The 16371-nt window shown below is 67.5% G+C and carries 16 protein-coding genes and 2 tRNA genes; 10 read left to right on the top strand and 8 right to left on the bottom strand.

Annotated features, from left to right (window positions below; translation table 11 throughout):
- Positions 1 to 44 precede the first annotated feature (44 nt).
- The 10 genes from N802_RS14825 to N802_RS14785 all read left to right on the top strand — a co-directional run bounded on the left by N802_RS14825 (position 45) and on the right by N802_RS14785 (position 10872).
- Positions 45 to 1754, top strand: coding sequence for an ABC transporter permease (locus tag N802_RS14825; protein ID WP_052109999.1), 1710 nt, complete (start codon positions 45 to 47; stop codon positions 1752 to 1754).
- Entirely contained in the window at positions 1751 to 2896 is a 1146-nt protein-coding gene (locus N802_RS14820) for an ABC transporter ATP-binding protein (RefSeq protein WP_052109998.1), read from the top strand. The genes N802_RS14825 and N802_RS14820 overlap by 4 nt, the downstream gene beginning before the upstream one ends.
- 118 nt (positions 2897 to 3014) lie before the next feature.
- Positions 3015 to 3479: an acyl-CoA thioesterase gene (locus N802_RS14815; RefSeq protein WP_084072254.1), complete on the top strand. Its 465-nt coding sequence runs from the start codon at positions 3015 to 3017 to the stop codon at positions 3477 to 3479.
- A gap of 113 nt (positions 3480 to 3592) precedes the next feature.
- Complete coding sequence (locus tag N802_RS14810) at positions 3593 to 4339, top strand: hypothetical protein (protein WP_052109997.1); 747 nt, start codon at positions 3593 to 3595, stop codon at positions 4337 to 4339.
- Between the two features lie 277 nt (positions 4340 to 4616).
- Positions 4617 to 6740, top strand: a complete 2124-nt coding sequence (gene gyrB / locus N802_RS14805; RefSeq protein WP_035917753.1) for a DNA topoisomerase (ATP-hydrolyzing) subunit B — start codon at positions 4617 to 4619, stop codon at positions 6738 to 6740.
- Positions 6741 to 7010: 270 nt separating this feature from the next.
- On the top strand, positions 7011 to 9761 hold the full coding sequence (gyrA, locus tag N802_RS14800) for a DNA gyrase subunit A (protein WP_052109996.1): 2751 nt from the start codon (positions 7011 to 7013) through the stop codon (positions 9759 to 9761).
- Positions 9758 to 10300, top strand: coding sequence for a DUF3566 domain-containing protein (locus N802_RS14795; protein ID WP_035917750.1), 543 nt, complete (start codon positions 9758 to 9760; stop codon positions 10298 to 10300). The genes gyrA and N802_RS14795 overlap by 4 nt, the downstream gene beginning before the upstream one ends.
- A gap of 218 nt (positions 10301 to 10518) precedes the next feature.
- Positions 10519 to 10595: transfer RNA gene (locus N802_RS14790), tRNA-Ile, on the top strand.
- A 31-nt stretch (positions 10596 to 10626) separates the two neighbouring features.
- On the top strand, positions 10627 to 10767 hold the full coding sequence (locus tag N802_RS20310) for a DLW-39 family protein (RefSeq protein ID WP_156971435.1): 141 nt from the start codon (positions 10627 to 10629) through the stop codon (positions 10765 to 10767).
- A gap of 29 nt (positions 10768 to 10796) precedes the next feature.
- Positions 10797 to 10872: transfer RNA gene (locus N802_RS14785), tRNA-Ala, on the top strand.
- Between the two features lie 76 nt (positions 10873 to 10948).
- Here N802_RS14785 and N802_RS14780 read toward each other — a convergent pair.
- The 8 genes from N802_RS14780 to N802_RS14745 are packed head-to-tail and all read right to left on the bottom strand — an operon-like array spanning position 10949 to position 16370.
- Positions 10949 to 12154, bottom strand: a complete 1206-nt coding sequence (locus N802_RS14780) for a tyrosine-type recombinase/integrase (RefSeq protein WP_035917749.1) — start codon at positions 12152 to 12154, stop codon at positions 10949 to 10951.
- The gene (locus N802_RS14775; protein ID WP_035917747.1) at positions 12154 to 12357 is read right to left on the bottom strand and encodes an excisionase family DNA-binding protein; all 204 of its coding nucleotides are present in this window, start codon (positions 12355 to 12357) and stop codon (positions 12154 to 12156) included. Before N802_RS14775 ends, N802_RS14780 begins: the two co-directional genes overlap by 1 nt.
- Positions 12354 to 12539, bottom strand: a complete 186-nt coding sequence (locus N802_RS14770; RefSeq protein WP_035917827.1) for an excisionase family DNA-binding protein — start codon at positions 12537 to 12539, stop codon at positions 12354 to 12356. The genes N802_RS14775 and N802_RS14770 overlap by 4 nt, the downstream gene beginning before the upstream one ends.
- A 5-nt stretch (positions 12540 to 12544) precedes the next feature.
- Positions 12545 to 14068: a replication initiator gene (locus tag N802_RS14765; protein ID WP_245613953.1), complete on the bottom strand. Its 1524-nt coding sequence runs from the start codon at positions 14066 to 14068 to the stop codon at positions 12545 to 12547.
- Complete coding sequence (locus tag N802_RS19615) at positions 14052 to 14447, bottom strand: WhiB family transcriptional regulator (RefSeq protein ID WP_052109995.1); 396 nt, start codon at positions 14445 to 14447, stop codon at positions 14052 to 14054. The genes N802_RS14765 and N802_RS19615 overlap by 17 nt, the downstream gene beginning before the upstream one ends.
- Complete coding sequence (locus tag N802_RS14755; protein ID WP_052109994.1) at positions 14444 to 15871, bottom strand: FtsK/SpoIIIE domain-containing protein; 1428 nt, start codon at positions 15869 to 15871, stop codon at positions 14444 to 14446. Before N802_RS14755 ends, N802_RS19615 begins: the two co-directional genes overlap by 4 nt.
- The gene (locus N802_RS20305) at positions 15871 to 16122 is read right to left on the bottom strand and encodes a hypothetical protein (protein ID WP_035917745.1); all 252 of its coding nucleotides are present in this window, start codon (positions 16120 to 16122) and stop codon (positions 15871 to 15873) included. Before N802_RS20305 ends, N802_RS14755 begins: the two co-directional genes overlap by 1 nt.
- Positions 16122 to 16370: a hypothetical protein gene (locus N802_RS14745; protein WP_035917744.1), complete on the bottom strand. Its 249-nt coding sequence runs from the start codon at positions 16368 to 16370 to the stop codon at positions 16122 to 16124. Before N802_RS14745 ends, N802_RS20305 begins: the two co-directional genes overlap by 1 nt.
- Between the last annotated feature and the right edge of the window lies 1 nt (position 16371).

The following is a 16371-nucleotide window of genomic DNA, read 5'->3' as shown; positions in this document are numbered from 1 at the left end:
GGGCGCGCAGGCGTGCGGCCGGGCGAAACGGCTCGCGAGCCGATGTGAGCCTCCAGAGCCGCGTTGACCAGGCTCGCGAGCGGACCTCCGGCTCGCGAACCGGGTTGCGTGCGCCCCGACTCACCGGGGCCGGCCGACCCCGGTGGTCCGCGATCGTCGTCCTCATCGCGGTGGTCGTCTCGATCCCGGTCGTCTCCGTGCTCGTCCAGGCCTTTGCCTCTGCCGGGTCCCTGGCCCTGCCGGGTGACCTCGGGCTGATGGTGCTCAGCACCGTGGCCCTGCTCCTCCTGGTGGGGCTGGGGACATCGGTGCTCGGCGTCGGTCTCGCGTGGCTCGTGACGGCCTACGAGTTCCCCGGGCGTCGGCTCTTCTCGTGGATGCTCGTCCTGCCGCTCGCGATGCCGGCCTATGTGCTCGGCTTCCTCTTCCTGTCGACGTTCGGGCCGGCGGGTGGTCCGGCGCGGGCGGCGCGGGAGGTGTTCGGCGGGTCCGGGTTCGTCGAGCTCCTGTCCGGGTGGTTCGGTGCTCCGGTCGTCATGACCCTGACCCTCTATCCCTACGTCTATCTGTTGTCCCGAGCCGCTTTCCGCGGCCAGGGGCAGGCGACGTGGGACGCGGCCCGCATGCTCGGGGCCTCGCCCTGGCGGGCGTTCCGGCAGGTGCTGTTGCCGCTCGCGCGGCCGGCGCTCGCCGGTGGCCTGGCCGTCGTGATGATGGAGACGCTGACGGACTTCGCCACGGTCCAGTACTTCGGGGTGCGGACGGTCTCGGTCGGCGTCTATCTCACGTGGAAGGGCTCGTTCGACTTCGCATCGGCGGCCCAACTGTCGGTGCTCGTCCTCGCCTTCGCCGTCATGGTCCTCACTGCCGAGCGGATCCTGCGCGGTGGCGCCCGCTACGACTCGCGCGGGGGCCACCGTCCCCCGGCTGCGCCGACGCTGCTCACGGGGGCCGGCCGGTGGTGGGCCTTTGCCGCCGCGGGTGCCGTCCTTGCCGCGGGCTTCGTGTTGCCGGTCGCCCAGCTGCTGTGGTGGGCGGTGACGGCGACGGCCGCCGACTCGTCGGCCCTGTCCACGTCGCGCTTCGCCACGAACCTCACCAACAGTGCCGTCATGGCCGCGCTCGCCGCGATCGCGTGCGTCGGGTTGGCGCTGCTCCTCACTCACGGGGTGCGCATGACGGGCGGCCGGCTCGCCCGCGCTGCCGCGCAGCTCACGACCTTCGGGTATGCCGTGCCCGGCGCAGTCATCGGGATCGGCGTCCTTGTCGCTTTCGCCGCCTTCGACGGCTGGCTCGAGGCGCTGGGGGTTCCGGGTGGGACGGGCCTCGTCGTCACGGGTTCGGTGCTGGGCATTCTGGCGAGCTACATCGTGAGGTTCCTCGCGCCGGCATACCAAGCCGTTGATGCGAGCTTCACGACGATCTCTCCGTCGGTGACGAACTCGGCGTTCTCGCTGGGGGCGTCGCCGCTGCGGGTCCTGCGCCGCGTACACCTGCCCATGTCGCGGTCGGGGATCGCGGTGGCGCTGGTGCTGGTGGCCGTCGACGCCGTGAAAGAGTTGCCCCTCGTGCTGCTCCTGCGCCCCTTCGGCTTCACCACGGTGTCGGTGTGGGTCTATGAGCTCGCCAACGAGAACTTCTGGGAGCAGGCGGCCCTGCCGGCGCTCCTCATCGTGGCGCTCGCGATCGTGCCGGTGTGGTTCCTCGTCCGGCAGGTACGCCTCGCCGAACCCCACAAGCAGGTGATCTCATGACCGGCGCCCTCGACCTGACCGGCGTCTCCAAGTCCTATGGCGACACTCCTGCCGTGCGTGCCCTCGACCTGTCGGTGGCGCAGGGCGAGATCCTCGCGCTCATCGGGCCGTCGGGCTGCGGCAAGTCGACCCTGCTGCGGCTGGTCGCCGGCCTCGAACGCCCCGACCAGGGCACGCTGCGGGTCGGCGGTGAGGTCGTCGCCGGCACCGCCTCCGCTGTCCCGAACTCACCGAATTCCTCGGTTGGGCACGCACCTGTGACACGAGCCCAGTGGGTTCCGCCCGAGAAGCGTCGCGTCGGGCTCGTCTTCCAGGAGCACGCACTCTTCCCCCACTTGAGCGTCGGGGACAACATCCGGTTCGGCCTCGACGGTGTGCGTCGCACCGAGCAGGATGCACGCGTGCGTGAGGTCCTCGACCTCGTCCACCTGCCCCACGTTGCCGATCGTTATCCCCACGAACTCTCCGGTGGTGAGCAGCAACGCATCGCCCTGGCCCGCGCGCTGGCACCGCGTCCGGCGGTCGTGCTCATGGACGAGCCGTTCTCGTCCCTCGACGAGTCACTGCGTGCTCGGGTGCGCACCGACACGGTCGACATCCTGCGCGCCACGGGGACGACGGCGGTCCTCGTGACGCACGACCAGACCGAAGCCCTCACCGTCGGTGACCGCATCGGGGTGATGCGCGACGGCGTGATCGAGCAGCTCGGCACGCCGGTGCAGGTCTTCGAGCGGCCGGTGAGCCGGTTCGTCGCGTCCTTCATGGGCGACGCCGACTTCCTCCCCTCGTCGGTCGACGAGCACGGCCTCGCCTGCGAACTCGGGCTGGTCACCGTCCAGACCGACGTCGCCGATGCCGAGGTCGTCGTGCGCCCTCACGAGGTCAGCCTCACCCTGCCCGGTCCGGAGACCGATGGCGCGGAGCACCACGGCGCCCTCGCCGTCGTCGACCGCGTCGAGTACCACGGCGCGTTCATCCTCCACACCGTCCTGCTGCCGTCAGGCCGCACGGTGCGCTCGTGGCAGCCGCACTCCATCCGATACCCCGTCGGCACCAAGGTGTTCGCCTCGATTCACCCGGGCATGGTGCCGAGCCTCCTCGTCGGCGAACGCACCGTGACCCATGCTCCGAACACGCACTGACCGCCACAACTTTTGCTCCCCATGAGGAGAGGTGTGGGGTCCGGAGGCTTCCTTGTCCTCCGGACCCCACACCTTCCCTCCGGTCCCTCGGGCTGGACCGCGATCTACCCTGAGTCGCATGACTTCAGACGCCGCGACCACGGTGGACCCGCGGACCCTGACGCGCGCCGACTTCCCCGAGATGCAGCGCATGACGACGCGGTGGGCCGACAACGACATGTACGGCCACCTCAACAACGCGGTCTACTACGAGCTCTTCGACGCCGTCCTCAACGCCTGGCTCATCCGCGAGACCGGCACCGACGAGGTGTCGACGCCGACGCTCGGGGTCGTGGCCGAGTCGTCCTGCCGGTTCTATGCCGAACTCGCGTACCCCCACCCCATCGACGTCGGCGTACGCGTCGAGCGCATCGGCACCAAGAGCGTCACCTTTGCGTTCGGCCTCTTCGCCGAGGGCAGCGACGACATCGCGGCGCATGGCTTGTGGGCGCAGGTCTACATCGACCGCGCCGGCCGTCACTCCGTCCCGATCCCGGCCGACGTGCGCGCTGTCGTCGAGCGCGCCCTCGCTGCGCAGGCCTGACACCTGCGCGGCCAAAACACCGATCCCGTATGCCGTCCGCCCACCTTCCGCGGTCCGCCTCACCCCGCGTGGGTTCCTCAGTCTCACCAGTCACACCCGTTACGGTGGGAGTCATGTCGTCTCGGGGAATCGTCCTGCCCACTTGCCGCACCACAGCGCTGATCGCCTCAGCAGTCCTGTCGGTGGCGGCGCTGGCCGGCTGCTCCGACGACGAACCGACCGCGGCGCCGAAGCCGGCGACCAGCGAGTCGACGTCCGCGTCGGCGCCGACAAGCAGTGGGCCGACCGAGACCGCCACGGCGACTCCCAGTGTGGCGTCGAGCGATGCCACGACCGCCCCTGCACCGGCGCAGTCGGCGAGCGGCACGGGCGGCTCAGGCAGCACCAGTGGCAGCAGCGGTGGCTCCGGTGGGTCATCGGGCTGTGCGGCCTCGCAGGTCGCGGCCCCGAACACCTCCGGGATGTCGGCGAAGGCGGCCGCCAAGGCCAAGCAGGTGCACAGCGCCGCCAAGGCCTGTGACGCGGAGAAGCTGATCAGCCTTGCCCGGGCCGACGCGACTGGCTTCGCCGGGGAGAAGGCCGCGAACGCGATCTTCACGTCGAACGCCCCGCAGACCTACGTCGCCCTCGCGACCGTGCTGACGCTGCCGCCGACGGAAACCTTCGACGGCACGATCCAGCCGCGGGTCTTCTCGGAGCAGTTCGCCGAGAACGAGGCGGAGTGGGACAAGGTCATCGCAGCCCGTCTGGTCACCCGCGACGGCGCGGCGAAGATGCGCCTCAATGACGGTGGCTACACCGGCTACCGGGTGGGCTTCGCGGGAGACGGCACCTGGACCTTCTTCACCACCGGCCGCTGACGAACCCGCCGACTTCGGTCGACGTCACGACCGGTGGTGGAGCGCGCTCACTGACCCGCCGTCCACAGGCCTTGGAAACGCCCACAGAGGCCCTGAGAGGGGTGGGGGGCGTATGCCGGGTCCAAAACGGGTGTGGAAAGTCGAAGAAACGCCCTTCTCGGGCCTCCATTGGCGTGCGCTGACAGGACTGACGGGTAAACTGGCCGGTGAACGTCGCGCCCTGGGCGAATTCCCGCCCCGGGCGCGCGGCATGAGCCACGCCAGCTGAAGGAGCACCGTGCCGAGCACGCCCGACGACAACAGCATCGAGACGCCCGACACCACCCAGGGAGACCCGGCACAGCCGACCGTGGACCCGGCGGCAGGCGACGCCGCTGTGCCGTCGACGCCCACCAACGGACGTTCGTCGTCCGCGGTCGACGACGACGCCACCTACGACGCGTCCGCCATCCAGGTCCTCGAGGGCCTCGAGGCGGTCCGCAAGCGCCCGGGGATGTACATCGGGTCCACCGGTGAGCGCGGTCTGCACCACCTCGTGTGGGAGATTGTCGACAACGCGGTGGACGAGAGCCTCGCCGGCCACGCCGACACCATCGATGTCACCCTCCTCCAGGACGGTGGCATCCGAGTCACCGACAACGGTCGCGGCATCCCCACGGGCATGAACGACGCCTACGGCATCTCCACCGTCGAGCTCGTCCTCACCCAGCTCCACGCCGGTGGCAAGTTCGGAGGTGGCGGCTACAAGGTCTCCGGTGGTCTGCACGGCGTCGGCTCCTCCGTCGTCAACGCCCTCGCGACGCGCCTCATCGCCGAGGTCAAGCAGCTCGGCCACGTGTGGCGCATGGAGTTCGACCACGGTGAGCGCCTCGCGCCCCTCGAGAAGGTCGGCGAGACCGACGAGACCGGCACGACGATCACGTTCTGGGCCGACGGCGACATCTTCGAGACCACGACCTACGACTACGAGACGATCCGCGCACGGTTCCAGCAGATGGCCTTCCTCAACAAGGGCCTGACGATCAACCTCACCGACGAGCGCGTCCAGGAGACGCACGACGAGGCCGACGCCGAGGAGGTCGAGGGCAACGACGAGCGCAAGCGCCAGGTCTCCTACCGCTACGACAACGGCCTCGTCGACTACGTCACCCACCTCGTCGCGAGCAAGAAGTCCGACCCGGTGCACCCCGACATCATCAGCATCGAGGTCGAGGACGAGGCCCGTGCGCTCAGCCTCGAGCTCGCGATGCAGTGGACCGGCGCCTACAGCGAGTCGGTGCACACCTACGCCAACACGATCAACACGCACGAGGGCGGCACTCACGAAGAGGGCTTCCGCGCCGCGCTCACCAAGATGATCAACGACTTCGCGCGCAAGCAGAACCAGCTCAAGGACAAGGACGAGAACCTCACCGGCGACGACGTCCGTGAGGGCCTCACCGCCGTCATCTCCGTCAAGCTCGGCGAGCCGCAGTTCGAGGGTCAGACCAAGACCAAGCTCGGCAACTCCGAGGTCAAGGGCTTCGTCCAGCGCGCCATGACCGACTCGTTCGGTGACTGGCTCGAGCGTCACCCCAACGAGGGCAAGGAGATCGTCCGCAAGGCGATCCAGGCCGCGACCGCCCGCATGGCGGCCCGCAAGGCCCGCGAGGCGACCCGCAAGCGTGTCCTCGAGTCCGGCGGCCTCCCCGGCAAGCTGCGCGACTGCCAGGCGAAGGATCCCGCCGTCTCCGAGGTCTTCATCGTCGAGGGTGACTCCGCCGGTGGTTCCGCCGTCCGCGGCCGCAACCCGCACACCCAGGCGATCCTCCCGATCCGCGGCAAGATCCTCAACGTCGAGCGCGCCCGCCTCGACAAGGCCCTCGCCAACAACGAGGTCCAGGCCCTGATCTCGGCGTTCGGCACCGGCATCGGCGAGGACTTCGACATCGAGAAGGCCCGCTATCACAAGATCGTGGTCATGGCCGACGCCGACGTCGACGGCATGCACATCCGCACCCTGCTGCTGACGCTGCTCTTCCGGTTCATGAAGCCGCTCATCGAGGCCGGCTACGTCTACCTCGCCCAGCCCCCGCTCTACCGCATCAAGTGGAGCAACGCCCCCCACGAGTTCGCGTTCACCGACCGTGAGCGGGACGCGCTCGTCGCCGAGGGGCAGAGCAAGGGTCGGCGCATGCCCAAGGACAACGGGATCCAGCGCTACAAGGGCCTCGGCGAGATGGACTATCAGGAGCTGTGGGAGACCACGATGGACCCGGACAACCGGATCCTGCTCCAGGTCACCCTCGACGACGCGGCTGCTGCGGACGAGATCTTCTCGATCCTCATGGGTGAGGACGTCGAGTCGCGGCGTTCGTTCATTCAACGCAACGCTCGCGACGTGCGGTTCCTGGATATCTGATTCGTATGCCGTTTCGTTGCGTCGCAGTTCAACATCTTGTTCGCCGCAGTTCCATCCGCCGCTCGCGCGCTGAGCGCGCTCGCGGCTCCCGCCAGGCCCAGCCAGCGGCGAACAAGACGTTGATCTGCTCCACGGAACGGCACCTTCCCAGCGTGGTTGCGTTCGAAACGCACGCTGCTCGACTCCCGGGCCACAGCGTGACTCGCCTTTCGCTCGAACTGAACTTTGCGGCATACGTCGCTTGAATTGCACTGAAGGACAAGGAAACTCATGGCTGACGACATCGACGGCACCGAGAACGACCTGGACGCTGAGGACACTGGCGAGCAGGGGTCGGTGATGCACGACCGGAGCCCGGGCGAGAGTGACCGCACGGAGCCGGTGGACCTCAACACCGAGATGCAGCGCAGCTACATCGAGTACGCCATGAGCGTCATCGTGAGTCGTGCGCTGCCGGATGTGCGTGATGGCATGAAGCCGGTGCACCGCCGCGTCATCTACGCGATGTACGACGGCGGCTACCGGCCCGACCGCGGGTTCAACAAGTGCAGCCGTGTCGTCGGTGACGTCATGGGTCAGTACCACCCGCACGGTGACAGCGCGATCTATGACGCGTTGGTGCGCCTCGTGCAGGACTGGTCGCTGCGCTACCCGCTGGTGCAGGGGCAGGGCAACTTCGGCAGCCCCGGTGACGACCCGGCCGCTGCCCCGCGATACACCGAGTGCCGCATGGCGCCGCTGTCGATGGAGCTCGTGCGCGACATCGACAAGAAGACGGTCGACTTCGCCCCGAACTACGACGGCAAGACGCTCGAGCCGACGGTGCTGCCGGCGCGCTTCCCCAACCTGCTCGTCAACGGCTCCTCCGGCATCGCCGTCGGCATGGCCACGCAGATCCCGCCGCACAACCTGCGTGAGGTCGCCGCCGCGGCCCAGTGGATGCTCGACCACCCGGAGGCGTCGCGTGACGAGGCCCTCGAGGCCGTCATGGCGCGCATCACCGGCCCGGACTTCCCGACCGGCGCGCTCATCATGGGTCGCAAGGGCATCGAGGACGCCTACCGCACCGGCCGCGGCTCGGTCATCATGCGGGCCATCGTCGAGGTCGAGGAGATCCAGGGGCGTCAGTGCCTCGTCGTCTCCGAGCTCCCCTACCAGGTCAACCCCGACTCCCTCGCGCAGAAGATCGCCGAGCACGTCAAGGAGGGTCGACTCCAGGGCATCGCCGACATCCGCGACGAGACGTCCGGCCGCACCGGGCAGCGCCTCGTCATCGTGCTCAAGCGCGACGCCGTCGCCAAGGTCGTGCTCAACAACCTCTACAAGCACACCCAGCTCCAGACGAACTTCGGCGCCAACATGCTCGCCCTCGTCGACGGGGTGCCGCGCACCCTGCCGATCGACGCGTTCATCCGCCACTGGGTCGACCACCAGATCGACGTCATCCAGCGGCGCACGGCCTACCTCCTCCAGGAGGCCGAGGACCGGATCCACATCCTGCGCGGCTATCTCAAGGCGCTCGACATGCTCGATGAGGTCATTGCCCTCATCCGTCGCTCGCCGACCGCCGAGGCCGCCCGCGACGGACTCATCGAGCTCCTCGAGATCGACGAGATCCAGGCCCGCGCCATCCTCGAGCTCCAGCTCCGTCGCCTGGCCGCCCTCGAGCGCCAGAAGATCATCGACGAGCACGACGCGATCCAGCGTGAGATCGAGGACTACCAGGACATCCTCGCCAAGCCCGAGCGCCAGCGGACGATCGTGTCCGAGGAGCTCGCGGGGATCGTGGAGAAGTACGGCGACGAGCGCCGCACGACGATCCACGGCTTCGACGGCGACATGTCGATGGAGGACCTCATCCCGGAGGAGGACGTGGTCGTCACGATCACCCGGGGCGGCTACGCCAAGCGCACCAAGGTCGACGCCTACCGTTCGCAGAAGCGCGGCGGCAAGGGCGTCAAGGGTGCCCAGCTGCGCGGCGAGGACGTCGTGGCGCACTTCTTCACGACGACGTCGCACCACTGGCTGCTCTTCTTCACCAACCTCGGCCGGGTCTACCGCGCCAAGGCCTACGAGCTGCCCGACGCCGGCCGTGACTCCAAGGGGCAGCATGTCGCCAACATCATGGCGTTCCAGCCCGACGAGCACATCGCCCAGGTGCTGGCCCTGCGCAACTACGAGATCTCGCCCTACCTCGTCCTCGCGACGAAGAACGGCCTCGTCAAGAAGACCCGCCTCAGCGAGTACGACTCCCCGCGCAGCGGCGGCCTCATCGCCGTGAACCTGCGCGACGAGGATGAGCTCGTCGGCGCCGGACTCACGTCCTCGTCCGACGACCTGCTCCTCGTCTCCAAGAAGGGCCAGTCGGTGCGCTTCCACGCCGACGACGCGACGCTGCGCCCGATGGGTCGCTCGACGTCCGGTGTCACCGGCATGAAGTTCCGCGGCGACGACAAGCTCCTGTCGATGTCCGTCATCGAGCAGGGCACCGACCCTGACGTGTTCGTCGTCTTCGAGTCCGGCCTGGCCAAGCGCTCCAAGGCGTCGCAGTGGAACGTCAAGGGTCGCGCCATCCTCGGTGTCACCGTCGCCAAGCTCACCGACAAGGGCGGCGACCTCGTCGGTGCCCTCACCGTGAGCGAGGACGACGAGGTCATGGTCGTCTTCGAGCGCGGCAACATCGTGCGATCGCGTGTCGACGAGGTCCGGCTCACCGGCCGCAACACCGCCGGCGTCTGGTTCGCCAAGCCCGGCAAGAACGACCCGATCGTCGGTGTCGCCCGCAACGCCGAGAAGGCCGTCGAGGAAGAGGTCGCCGAGGCCGACGCCGAGGGTGTCTCCCCGGTCGACGGAACACCCCTCGACGAGGTGGTCACGGAGGCACCGTCCAGCGGTGAGGCCGGAGCCGACACGTCTCAGCCCGCAGGCGTCGAGAGTGACCCCAGCGCGGCCGATGGCGTACCGTCGGAGGACAAGGACGGCGCTGAGCGCAATGCAGAGGGTGACGGAGGCGACGAGTGAGCACGGCAGACCACGCAGGAACCTCGATGCGATCGGTGTCGGGTTCCTCGTCTGAACCCACCCGCTCCCTGTCCCGTCCCGACTCCGGCGCGAACGTTCCGGCCGACGCTGCACCCAACGGCTCGAGCAACCCGGCCACGGCACCTCAGGGACCTGCTCCTGCCGCTCGCGGCACCGGTCGCCGGGTCCGCCTCACGGTCTCCCGCGTCGACCCGTGGTCGGCGATGAAGATGTCGTTCCTGCTCTCCGTGGCCCTCGGCATCGCCGGCGTCGTCATGGTGGCGGTGCTGTGGACGATCCTCGCCGGCATGGGTGTCTTCGAGCAGGTCAACGGCCTCGTCGGCCAGATCATCCAGGACGGCGAGAACACCTTCGACATCATGGACTTCCTCGGCTTCGGCCGGGTCATCTCCCTCGCGATCGTCGTCGGCGTCATCGACGTCATCCTCATGACGGCGCTCGCGACCCTCGCGGCGTTCCTCTACAACGTGTCGAGCAGCCTCGTCGGCGGCCTCCAGCTGACCCTCACCGACGACTGACGCACCACCCCCCGACTTTCCCGCCGCAAGTGGGTTTGTCGCACTTCGCAAGGCTTCCTTGGCCGCGCGAAGCCCGAGTTCTCGGGGTGAAGTCTCCACCCACAGCCGGTATGCCGGCCGCTCGCCCAGAGCGGCCGGCATACCGTTTTGGAGGGGAGACGGAGGGTGAGGTAACCTCGTTTCTCGCGCCACCCCGGTGGCGCCGCCGGATTGGCGACGGGCCTATAGCTCAGACGGTTAGAGCGCTTCCCTGATAAGGAAGAGGCCAGAGGTTCAAGTCCTCTTAGGCCCACCATCCGATCCTCGACCCACCAGGTGGTGCACCCGTGAAGAAGGTCCTCTTCCTCGTCCTGACCGCGCTGACGGCAGGCGTGGTCAAGAAGAAGCTCGACGCGCAGGGCGCTGACCAGCGGCTCTGGGCCGAGGCCACCGACTCGGGTTCGGGTTCGGTCGAGACCAAGAACTGAATCACCCTGGCGGTGCTCGTCACCGCCTCGGGGCCATGGCGCAATTGGTAGCGCACCTGCTTTGCAAGCAGGGGGTTAGGGGTTCGAGTCCCCTTGGCTCCACCACAGGTCAGAGGCCCTTTCCGGAATCCGGGGAGGGCCTCTTTCGTCCCCTGATTCCAGCAAAGTACGGCAACGCGGTTCATTGGAACGCCTCCCCGAGCCGCTTCAGGGCCTCCCGGGTCGAGGCTGCGGACACTTGGGAGTAGATGTCCATCGTCACCGCGATCTTGCTGTGCCGAAGAATGGCCATCGCCACGCGCGGGTGCACGTCGAGCGCCACGAGCAGGCTCGCGCAGGTTCGTCTGGTCGAATGCACAGGGATGATCGGCACACCCGCGCGCCGCACGCTGGAGCGGAAGGCTCGCTGGAAGTTGCGTGGATCGAGCGGGTCGCCGAGTCGTGTCGTCAACATGAGACCAGTGCCGGCCCACGCCTCCCCCGCGGCGAGACGGAGCTTGTTCTCGGTGAGGCGACGATCCTTGAGTGCCTGCACGCAGATGTCAGGCAGGGGGAGGGGCGCGTCCGACGAGTGGGTCTTAGTCTGACGACGGACCAGTTCGCCGTCGATGCGCTGAAGCTGCCAGCCGATCCGGGCCTCTCCTGCCTTGACGTCGAGGTCCTCCCACTTGAGGCCGAGCAGCTCACCGCGGCGCAGGCCCAGCACGAGCATGAGGACGTAGCCGGCGAAAAGCGGGTCGTCGTTCGACTTGGCCGACTCCAGGAACTGGCGGGCTTCCTCGACAGTCCAGTACTTCCGCTTCCGGGGACGAGGCAAGGGCACCTTCACAAGGGCTGCGACGTTTCTCGCCACCAGCTCGTCGCGCATCGCCTCGCTGAGAATGCTGCGCAGCACGGTCCAAGCCTGGTGGCGGGTCCACTCAGAGGCACGCTGCTCGCAGCACTTCCCAATGGCGCAGCATCTGGGCTTCTCCCGGGCGGCGTCCTTGCCTTGCGCGCAGCACTGGCACCGTTCCTTGAGCGCGTTGAGCCACGTCCGAACATCGCGGACACTGAGCCGGTCTATGCGCTTCGTGCCAAGGTCCGGCTCGATGTAGTGCCTCAAGAACAAGGCGTAGTTGGAACTCGTGGTGGGAGCGAGGTTGGGCTTGACGACGTCCCGGAGCCAGCCTTCGGCGAACTCCCTCAGTGTAGGGGTCCTCGTCGCGACCGGGCCACGACGCGCCTGCTCGTGGAGGGCCAGGAACTTCTCACGCACGATCTCACGGGTCTTCCCGTAGACGACTCGGCGTACCCGCCGGCCCTCCGGCGTGGTGATCCAAACGTGGGCCGCGAACCCATTCCGGTAGGGGTAGATCGAGCCTTCCCCGTTGCCTCGCTTGGCCATCAGAGCTCCTGCTCGGACTCGGCGACCTTCAGGGCCACGTACTCATCCACCCACTCGGGGAGGATCCGGCGCAGCTTGCCGTCCTTCACGGACTTCAGGTCGCCGGCAATGATGGCCATCCGGACCTTGGTTTCGCCGTAGCCCAGCATCTCGGCAACCTCGGCCACCGTGTGCCAACGTCGCTTTAGCACCACGTCACTCATGTCTGCCTCCTTTCTGACTCTGACCTCTCGTCGAGGAACTCGTCGATCGCCGACTCCGGGATGCACACGAGCAGTCCGTCCTCCACGAACCGGATTCGCCGCTGTGCAACGAGCCGGCGAGGGAAGCTCGTGGTCGTGCCCATCACCTTGGCGGCTTCGTCCAACGTGTAGATCCTCTCCATCTCCCTCACCTCCTCTGGCTCGCTGAATTGCCGAATGAGTTGTCCACAGGGGGACCTTTGGCCACTCGAAGGGCTCTAGCTCGCTCGTAGTCCTCCCGCCAACGACGACGTTCGAGGATCGTGGCCATGAGCAGATGCGCCTTGGTGCCTGTCCCCGGGATGACCGCAGCCCATTCGAACCGGGCGTTCCCGTTCTCGTCGACCACCTGCGCTGCCATGCGGTCGGCTGTAGCCATCTCCATCCCAGCTTCCTTGAGCGCCTGTCGGACGACCTCGGACCGATCCGCTCGGTGACCGGCGAGCGTCTTCCCCGACCAGCCCCGTGACACAAGGACACCGCGGCCACCGAGACCGAGGTGCTCACGCGAATGTGCTTTTGACGGGCACCAGCCCGGCTCGAGGCCTGGCCCGACCGTTCGGGGCTGGATGCCGTAGCGGAGCCAGTTCGCGCAGTCACGCGAGCACGGAAGAAACCGCACCTCATTCCAGAGGCGGTCCATGTGCACGTCGTAGGCGTGTTCGACGTGGTCGTCGTTGGCATACGTCTCGGCGAGTGCCTTGGTGAGGTACTTGGTGAGGTAGCGAACGGTGCGGTCGGTGTCGGGAGTCCCGGCGATGAGGCCTTTGGCGTCGACCTGCTTCCCGAAGCGAACGATGTGGGCCGGTCGGGCATCTGGGTCGCGTTCCAGCTCTTCCATCGCTGCGCCCCAGGTCTTCAACGGAATCCCGGTGTGCGGGTCGAGGTAGTCCATGCCGTCCCAGCACGGGAGCTCTGCGACGTACTTGGGCTCGTCCATGGCTGGCCACCAGATGCTCACGTAGGTCGCCTTCGTCACGTCCTTGATGACCTTGCGCGGGATTGCACCCCGGGTGGCAACGTGGAAGTGCGGAGCAAGTCGGCGCTGAGCTTCGACAGCCCCGAAGTACTGCACCTTGTAGCCCGCGCACCTCCGCAGGTTCTGGAACCACCGATCGAGGAGCTTCGAGAAGTGCAGGGCATCAAGCGCAGCGCGGCGGTAGTCGTACCTGGTCGGGTCGGAAGGGAATCCCTTGCCCGGGAGGATCCGGCCGTAGCCCGGCAGAGTCAGGGTGATGAACATCGAGGGCCGGTAGACCTTGCCGTCATTCCCTTCGAAGACGCGCCCGAGGGTCCTGTCCTCTTGAGGTACGCGCGGCAGATCCGGGACGTCGTCGCGGCGGCGGGTCGACCGGGTCGCGCGCTCGTCGGCTGCGGTGTCGGACTCTCCATCGTCGTCTTGGTCGTCCTCGTCGTCCGACGAGGCTGGCGCGATCTCCGGCTCTTGCTCAAGGTGCCACCCCGCCGAGCACTGCTGGACGCGAAGTGCGCGGGCTCGCTTGGCACAAGAAGGGCATTGGCTGTCGCGTGTGGACTGGCAGGGCAACGACACGGTCGCCACCTCACCCGTGGCCGTGTCGACGACCCGACGAAAGAGCGGTCGAGTGCAGACACCCTCCTTGGCGGCAAGCTCTCGCACAGCCTCGACAGGAACGTCAGCTTGCGGCAGCACGTCGGTCCTCCTCGTGGCTGAGCACGCTGGTGACGATGTGGTCCACGGGGACTCCTTGCCGAGCGGTGAGGATCATGGCCTCCCTTTGCGGCGCTGTGTACCCACCCCACACCCCGAACTCCTCGGCGTACGCGATGGACGACGCGAGACATAGACCACGGACCGGGCAGCCACGGCACATGGCGAGAACGCGGTGACTCGGCTTGGTTCGCTCGGTGAACCAGAGGCGGACGTCATGCTGGACGCACGATCCGCGCAGGCGCCACAGGATTCCCAGGAGCCGGCGGCGCAGCTCAGGATTCCGGAACCGGATGCCGTCGGCGAACTCACCGTAGATCCGCTGCGAAGCAGCGTCACCCACCTTCCGACGCCGGCTCACGCCGCCTCCTCGGGTTGCGGCTGGGCTGTTCGAGAAGCCTCGATCCCGTCGGCCAAGGAGCGAACGTCCTCGTCACTCAGATAGGCCGCACGAACCCGGCTGATCTCGCGGGTGCCTTCAACGCGCACGTAGGCCACTCCCGCTTGAAGTTCGGAAATCTGGTCGGCAAGCGCTCCCCGCTCGCGTGCGCCGTCGCCCAGGACCATGTCGACTTGGATCGGGTTGTCCAGCCGCATGGCCACGCGGGCCGGGAAGAGATCGCGCCAAGTGACGACGTCCTTGCCTGGATCCTGAACTGCCGCAACGACGCTGATGCCTACTGCTCGCCCCTGCGTGAGGAGCACACCGAGTGCTTGTTCCACTCGACGGACGACGCTCCTCTCCGCGAAGGCCGTCAGCGTTGCCAGCTCGTCGATGACCATGACGATGTGTGGGCTCTCGGCGTGAGGAACGTGAGTCCGTATGCCGTGTGTGGACAGCGCCATGCTCCTGCGTGTCTTCAGCTCGACCAGCTCTTCGAGCAAGTCGCACATTGCCTCGGCTGACCCACCTTCGAAGCGGGAGAACGCTGCCCGCCCCAGTCCGAGTTCCATGCCACCCTTCGGGTCAAGTGCCCAGACCTCGACCCATCGACCTTCGATTGCCTTAGCGAGACCGGCGACCATCGACCAGAGCACCGAGCCCTTGCCGGCACCGGTTGCCCCAGCGATCAGCACGTGCGTTCCCTGCAGTCGCAGATGCCACGGCCGGCCGTCATCGCGAAGACCCAGCGTGAGGGCCGCAAGGTCGGGCACGTCCTGAGCGACAGGGCGGACCGTCATCTTGAGGACGTCGCGACGGCGGAACTCGAGCCAGACGCGACCCGGTCGCGAGGCCAACGTGCGAGTCTCCGCGACACCGAACGCCTGACCCACTGCCTGGGCGCGGACCGCTACATCCTCGGGCGTCATCCCAACTGGCAACCGGAGGAGAAGTCGCTCGGCTCCTGTCCCCTGTACCCGTACCTTGAGGAGCCGAGCGGCTTCCAGATCCCTCCTTTCTCTTGAAGGCAGGGACGGTTCGTGTACGACGAGGCCGCAGCGGCGGGCGACGTGCGGGAACCACAGGCGGTAGAGCGGCGCGCGCCAGGTCTGGCTCAGGGTCGGCTGAAGGAGACTCATGTAGCTCGCCCGATGGGTGAAGCGCCAGATCACAACGCCAGCGAGAAATCCAGCCAAGGTGAAGGCTGACCAGCGCCACCCGAAAAACCAGATCGCACCCAGACTTGACGCGGCCGCAACCATCAGGAGCGGCGCTCGGAACACCAGCCGAACCATGCTGAAGCTCGCGATCACCGCGAACCACAGGGAGCGGAACACCCCCTCGACGATCAACGCAAGCGGCTCGTCCGAGTCGAACATCTGGTTCCTCGAGTGGTTCTGCATCAGTCCAGTTCCTTCCTGATTTCGGCGTGGAGGTCCTCGATCTGGTCGAGCGAACGACCCATCTGGTGTTCCAGCTGGATCAGGCCCTTCTCGAGCTCCGGGTCGGGACATCCGTGAAAGGTCGTCCGAAGCTTGACGATCGCCTCATCGATGACGACCGCTCCACGAAGGACGACACGAGATGCCGCGGGCAGGTCATCGGGACCGACCCCGAGAGTGGTCGCCCATTCGAGTGGCGTGCCGACCCTCATCACGACGCCTTCGCCAAGTCGGAGACGTGCTCCTCCAACCGCTCACCAGCCATGGCCAGCGACCGGCAGGCGGCCTCGAGCATGAGGACGAGTTCCTCATCGGGTGCGGCTCGAAGCCCCTGCCGCAGACGGTTGACGTCCGCCTGCGTGTCCTCGACGACACGGACGCGAGCCTTGAGCGCCCAAGGCAGCTCCTTCTCACCGACCCCGAGGAGGTCCGTCCACGCCGCGATGTCGACGCGTCGCATG

The sequence above is a fragment of the Knoellia sinensis KCTC 19936 genome (assembly GCF_000768705.1).
Taxonomy (GTDB): Bacteria; Actinomycetota; Actinomycetes; order Actinomycetales; family Dermatophilaceae; genus Knoellia; species Knoellia sinensis.
Note: the sequence above shows the minus strand (reverse complement) of the source record. Positions and strands in the feature narration are given on the sequence as shown.

Excerpts from the sequence above, each read along its gene's own strand:
- N802_RS14820 (WP_052109998.1), top strand. The coding sequence starts at position 1,751 with ATGACCGGCGCCCTCGACCTGACCGGCGTCTCCAAGTCCTATGGCGAC.
- N802_RS14815 (WP_084072254.1), top strand. The coding sequence starts at position 3,015 with ATGACTTCAGACGCCGCGACCACGGTGGACCCGCGGACCCTGACGCGC.
- N802_RS14810 (WP_052109997.1), top strand. The coding sequence starts at position 3,593 with ATGTCGTCTCGGGGAATCGTCCTGCCCACTTGCCGCACCACAGCGCTG.
- gyrA (WP_052109996.1), top strand. The coding sequence starts at position 7,011 with ATGGCTGACGACATCGACGGCACCGAGAACGACCTGGACGCTGAGGAC.
- N802_RS14780 (WP_035917749.1), bottom strand. The coding sequence starts at position 12,154 with ATGGCCAAGCGAGGCAACGGGGAAGGCTCGATCTACCCCTACCGGAAT.
- N802_RS14775 (WP_035917747.1), bottom strand. The coding sequence starts at position 12,357 with ATGAGTGACGTGGTGCTAAAGCGACGTTGGCACACGGTGGCCGAGGTT.
- N802_RS14770 (WP_035917827.1), bottom strand. The coding sequence starts at position 12,539 with ATGGAGAGGATCTACACGTTGGACGAAGCCGCCAAGGTGATGGGCACG.
- N802_RS14755 (WP_052109994.1), bottom strand. The coding sequence starts at position 15,871 with ATGCAGAACCACTCGAGGAACCAGATGTTCGACTCGGACGAGCCGCTT.
- N802_RS20305 (WP_035917745.1), bottom strand. The coding sequence starts at position 16,122 with ATGAGGGTCGGCACGCCACTCGAATGGGCGACCACTCTCGGGGTCGGT.
- N802_RS14745 (WP_035917744.1), bottom strand. The coding sequence starts at position 16,370 with ATGCGACGCGTCGACATCGCGGCGTGGACGGACCTCCTCGGGGTCGGT.